General features: G+C 49.4%; 6 protein-coding genes. All 6 read left to right on the top strand.

What is annotated here, in order from left to right:
• Positions 1 to 1969 (top strand): translation initiation factor IF-2 (gene infB, locus OEM52_13985; GenBank protein MDK9701246.1); only part of this gene is annotated, 1969 nt, incomplete at its 5' end.
• 119 nt (positions 1970 to 2088) lie between these two features.
• Entirely contained in the window at positions 2089 to 2391 is a 303-nt protein-coding gene (locus tag OEM52_13980; protein ID MDK9701245.1) for a DUF503 domain-containing protein, read from the top strand.
• Between the two features lie 59 nt (positions 2392 to 2450).
• A complete protein-coding gene (gene rbfA, locus OEM52_13975) occupies positions 2451 to 2840 on the top strand; it encodes a 30S ribosome-binding factor RbfA (protein ID MDK9701244.1) in 390 nt (129 codons plus the stop codon).
• A complete protein-coding gene (truB, locus tag OEM52_13970) occupies positions 2833 to 3555 on the top strand; it encodes a tRNA pseudouridine(55) synthase TruB (GenBank protein ID MDK9701243.1) in 723 nt (240 codons plus the stop codon). Before rbfA ends, truB begins: the two co-directional genes overlap by 8 nt.
• Positions 3552 to 4484: a riboflavin biosynthesis protein RibF gene (gene ribF / locus OEM52_13965; GenBank protein MDK9701242.1), complete on the top strand. Its 933-nt coding sequence runs from the start codon at positions 3552 to 3554 to the stop codon at positions 4482 to 4484. The genes truB and ribF overlap by 4 nt, the downstream gene beginning before the upstream one ends.
• Before the next feature lie 21 nt (positions 4485 to 4505).
• The gene (gene rpsO, locus OEM52_13960; protein ID MDK9701241.1) at positions 4506 to 4772 is read left to right on the top strand and encodes a 30S ribosomal protein S15; all 267 of its coding nucleotides are present in this window, start codon (positions 4506 to 4508) and stop codon (positions 4770 to 4772) included.
• Positions 4773 to 4829: the final 57 nt, after the last annotated feature.

Raw genomic sequence — 4829 nt, 5'->3', positions numbered from 1 at the left:
ATCGAAGGCTTTAAAAGAGCGGGTTGCTCCGGCAGCATTACCGGAGATCGCTCGTTCCCGTCGCCCGAAATCGCGTAAGAGTGTCGATACGCAGGCAGTCGAATCACAGTTACGGCAAACGCTGGCGGCGATGTCGGAAGGTCGACGTTCCAAGAAACGCCATAAGCGGGTAGTTCGAGCCGACGGTTCGGAAGTATTGGCAAACGTATTACGCCTGACCGAATTCGTTACAACCGCCGAGTTAGCCAATCTACTCGAAGTGGAAGTCGGTGACCTGATTAAGAAGTGTATCGGTCTCGGCATCCTCATGACAATGAATCAGCGCTTAGACAAAGACACTATCGTCCTCCTGTGTTCAGAGTTTGGTACCGAAGTCGAGTTTATTACCGATGAGGATGAAGAAGAGGAAGAGGTCGAAGTCGAAGTCGGTGAGTTGTTGCCCCGTCAACCGGTAGTCACCGTGATGGGACACGTCGACCACGGTAAAACCACTTTGCTGGACTATCTGCGCAAAACCAATGTTGCCGCAGGTGAGCATGGCGGTATTACTCAGCATATCGGCGCCTATGAAGTGCAGATTCGCGACCAGAAGATAACGTTCCTTGATACCCCGGGTCACGAAGCCTTTACTGCGATGCGTGCTCGTGGTGCGCAAATCACAGATATCGTTGTTCTGGTAGTGGCAGCTGATGATCAAGTTATGCCTCAGACGTTGGAAGCAATTGACCACGCGAAAGCGGCCGGTGTTCCCATCGTCATCGCCATCAATAAAATCGATAAACCCAACGCGCAACCGGAAGTTATTAAGCGCCAATTGGCGGATCGCGGCGTCCTGATTGAAGAGTGGGGCGGTAAATACCAGAGTGCGGAAATTGCGGCGAAAAAAGGTGTCAATATCGAGAAACTGCTCGATGAAATTCTTATTGCCGCCGAAATAGCCGAAATTAAAGCCTCCTTTGAAGGGACTGCCCGCGGTGTCGTATTGGAATCACGCCTCGACAAGGGACGTGGCGCAATGGCAACCATTTTGATTCAACGTGGAACACTGCGGGTAGGTGACGCCTTTGTTGCCGGACAGCAATTCGGTAAAATTCGGATGTTGATGAACGAGCGAGGCGAACGCCGCGACGAAGCCTACCCGGGACAACCGGTACTGATTGTCGGTTTCAATACCGGTTTGCCGCAAGCTGGTGACCGTGTCACGGTATATGATTCTGAGCGGGAAGCTAAGGATATCGCGAATCGTCGGACCCAGCAACAGCGTGAGCAGCAGCACCGTCTAGTGCGCCTCATGACGCTCGAGCAATTCAGCCGTCAGCAGGCGGAAGGCAGTGGATTCGGCGAACTCAATGTTGTAATTAAAGGTGATGCCGACGGTTCGGTCGAAGTGTTAGCAGATTCTTTGATGAAGCTATCTGGAACTGAAGTAAAAGTCAATGTTATTCGTAAGTCTGTCGGAGCGATTACCGAATCAGATGTCTTGCTTGCCGCAGCTTCCCATGCGATTATCATCGGTTTCCATGTCCATCCGAATGTGAATGCCCGTGAAGTTGCTGAACGGGAGAAAGTCGATATTCGCACCTATCGTGTCATTTATCAAGTCGTTGACGACGTCAAGAAAGCCTTGGAAGGATTACTACGTCCTGACTACAAGGAAGTAGTGCGTGGTACGGTCACTGTTCGCGAAGTCTTCAAGATTTCCCGGTTGGGCACGATTGCCGGTTGCTACGTCACCAGTGGCGTGATAACCCGTTCAATGAAAGTACGGTTGCTACGCGATGGAAAAGAGCTTTGGACCGGTTCGATTAGCAGTCTCCAACGCTTCAAGGATTCTGTTCGTGAAGTCAAGGATGGTTTCGAGTGCGGTATCGCATTGGATGGCTACAACGACTTGAAAATCGGTGACACCATTGAGTCGTATGAGACAATTGCCGAAGCCCGCCAGTTGTCCGAACAATTAGTTATGTAGTTGAAACCCGTAGCGTGGAATTTATTCCGCGCACTTGTAACTGAGTCCGTAGCGTGGAATTTATTCCGCGCAACTTTGGTTATAAAGTTTTCCGGTAAGAACTCTCTTTCATGAAGTAAATGGCAAACAATCAACGCGACGGTTTTCTCGGGTGGTCGAGATTTGAATTGCATTTTCCGTTTGCTCACTCGTTGAAAGAGAAACGATCGATTCTCCACTCGGTGAAGGATAAACTGAAAAGCCGAACCGGCGCATCGATTGCCGAAGTGGGTGAAACCGAACATTGGCAAACCGCAACGCTTGTCTGTGCCATCGTCGCTAACGATAGTGCTCGAATCGAGGAAGTTTGGCGGGAGCAGCTCGCAATTCTGCAAAGTCAAAATGACCTGCAGATTGTCGCAGCCGATAAGCAATGGCGTTAAACCTTGCAAAATAACAACCGGTAGTTGCCGGCGTTATTCAGGAAAGCATTCGATACTGTATGGCAAAAACGAATTCCGGCGTTAGACAAGCACGGGTTGCGGGCGAGATCATCCGCATTCTCTCCCGTACTATGGAGCGCGAACGAAGTACTGAGTTAACCGGATTAGTTTCGATTGCCAATATCGAGTTGTCGCATGACTATTCTGTCGCAAAAGTCTTTTACAGCGTATTTGGTTCACCTATTGATGTTTCCAATGCGCAAGCGCATTTCAAACGGCACACCGGAAAGTACCGCACCGCGATTGCCCGCGAATTACGGATGCGTTCTGTACCAGAATTGTTGTTTAAGTATGACCCTTCGAGCGAACGTGCCGAACGGATAGACCGCATCTTGGATAAAATCCAATCTGATGATGTACCGCCCGTTGAGGAAGACCCCGTTGCTTGACGCGAACGGTTTACTACTCGCAATCGATAAACCGGTTGGATGGACAAGCTTCGATGCTGTAGCATTTTTGCGTTCCCGACTCAAAATAAAACGCATTGGACATTGTGGAACGCTTGATCCTTTTGCTACCGGACTGCTATTGATCGCTTTGGGCAGAGCGGCAACCTGTCGAATAGATGATTGGAGCGCTGCCGATAAAAAGTATCTCGGAACGATTCGGTTTGGGATTGCCACCGATACCGATGATATCACAGGAACTGAAATTGGATCCGGCCGAGTTCCTGAACTCTCAGAGGTAGATGCAGCGCTACCGCAATTTCTTGGCGAGCAAATGCAATTGCCCCCATCCTTCTCGGCAATAAAAGTCGATGGAAAGAAAGCGTATGTCGCAGCAAGAAAAGGGAAGCCGATTGAACTCGCACCTCGCCCGATTACGATTCACGAGTTGCGATTACTACGATGGAATTCCCCTGAAGTGGAAGTTGCTGTCGTCTGTTCAAAGGGAACGTACATACGCGCATTAGCACGTGATATTGGACTGAAACTGAATACCGTTGCTACGTTATCGGCATTGCGCCGGACGGCAATCGGTGAGATCAGCGTCGAAAGGGCAGTGTCGCCGCAAATGGCGTTTGAAGCGCTCAGTGCCGGGCAGTTCGATCACATTTGTGTAGTAAAACGTTACGAAATGAATCCTGTCGTAGTAGTACCATGAAAGTTTTGTATTGGCCAAATGGCTACACTTGTGATAAAGTTCCATCGGTTGGGACAATTGGCGTCTTCGATGGCTTACATCGTGGTCATCGGCACCTGATTGAGGGAATGCTCGATAATGCGAAACGAGCAAAATTACTTTCGACGGTTGTTACTTTCGATCCCCATCCCCAGATGGTGGTTGGTGGATTACCGAATCCGGTGAAATTGCTGATCGGTATCGAGGAACGTCTGAGTATTTTGGCGAGTCTTGGGGTTGAAAGGACGATTGTTTGTCAATTCACTCGCGACTTATCAATGCTCTCAGCCGAAGAATTTTTAAAGGAACTTATTCGTTCCTATGGTATCGAGCGGTACTACCTCGGTCCCAATCATGCCTTCGGATACAAACGTTCTGGAAATCGGGACACCTTGCCGACCATCGCAAAGTCGCTCGGGATCAATATCGATTGGGCGGAACCGGTTCAAATCGACGGCACGGTGATCTCGTCTTCAGCGATTCGAAAGCTTTTGTTAACCGGTGACATCGAGACGGCGAATCATTGGTTGGGACGCCCCTTCACCCTTTCCGGTTACGTAGTCGCCGGCGAGCGGAGAGGACGTGAACTTGGTGTACCAACGGCAAATCTACAAGTCGAGCCGTCGGAACGCTTGATTCCTGCCGATGGTGTCTATATTGCAAGAGTGAATGGAGTAGGGTTAAACGGTCATCCGAGTTTGCTATCGATAGGAACTCGCCCTACATTTGGTAATTTGCCTCGGGCAATCGAAGCACACCTTTTTGATTACAATGCCACGATTTATGGGCAAAGAATCGAAATATCGTTTTTACAATTTCTTCGCGGACAGGTGACCTATCCGAACGCGGAGGAGTTAATCGCGCAAATGAAAGACGATGAAGAGAAAGCGCGAAAATACTTTGCAAAATGATTGATTAGGAAGGAACGACCAATGGTCACCATAGAAGAACGAACCAAACTCATCGAAACCTACGGCAAGCAGCCGGGCGATACCGGATCACCAGAAGTACAGATTGCATTGCTGACGCAACGTATCAACTCGCTGACCGATCACTTCAAAGCAAATGTGAAGGATCACCACAGTCGACGCGGTCTGCTCATGATGGTTGGAAAGCGTCGCCGTCTTCTCGACTACTTAAAGAAGAAGAACGTCGAGAAGTATCGTGAGTTGATTGGTAAACTAAATATCCGACGCTAATTAGAGCGTCGGCAACGTCCGGAGAAATACCGGAGAAAGAGAATCGAGATTTTATGA

Source organism: bacterium (assembly GCA_030247525.1).
Lineage (GTDB): Bacteria > Electryoneota > JAOADG01 > JAOADG01 > JAOADG01 > JAOTSC01.
Note: the sequence above shows the minus strand (reverse complement) of the source record. Positions and strands in the feature narration are given on the sequence as shown.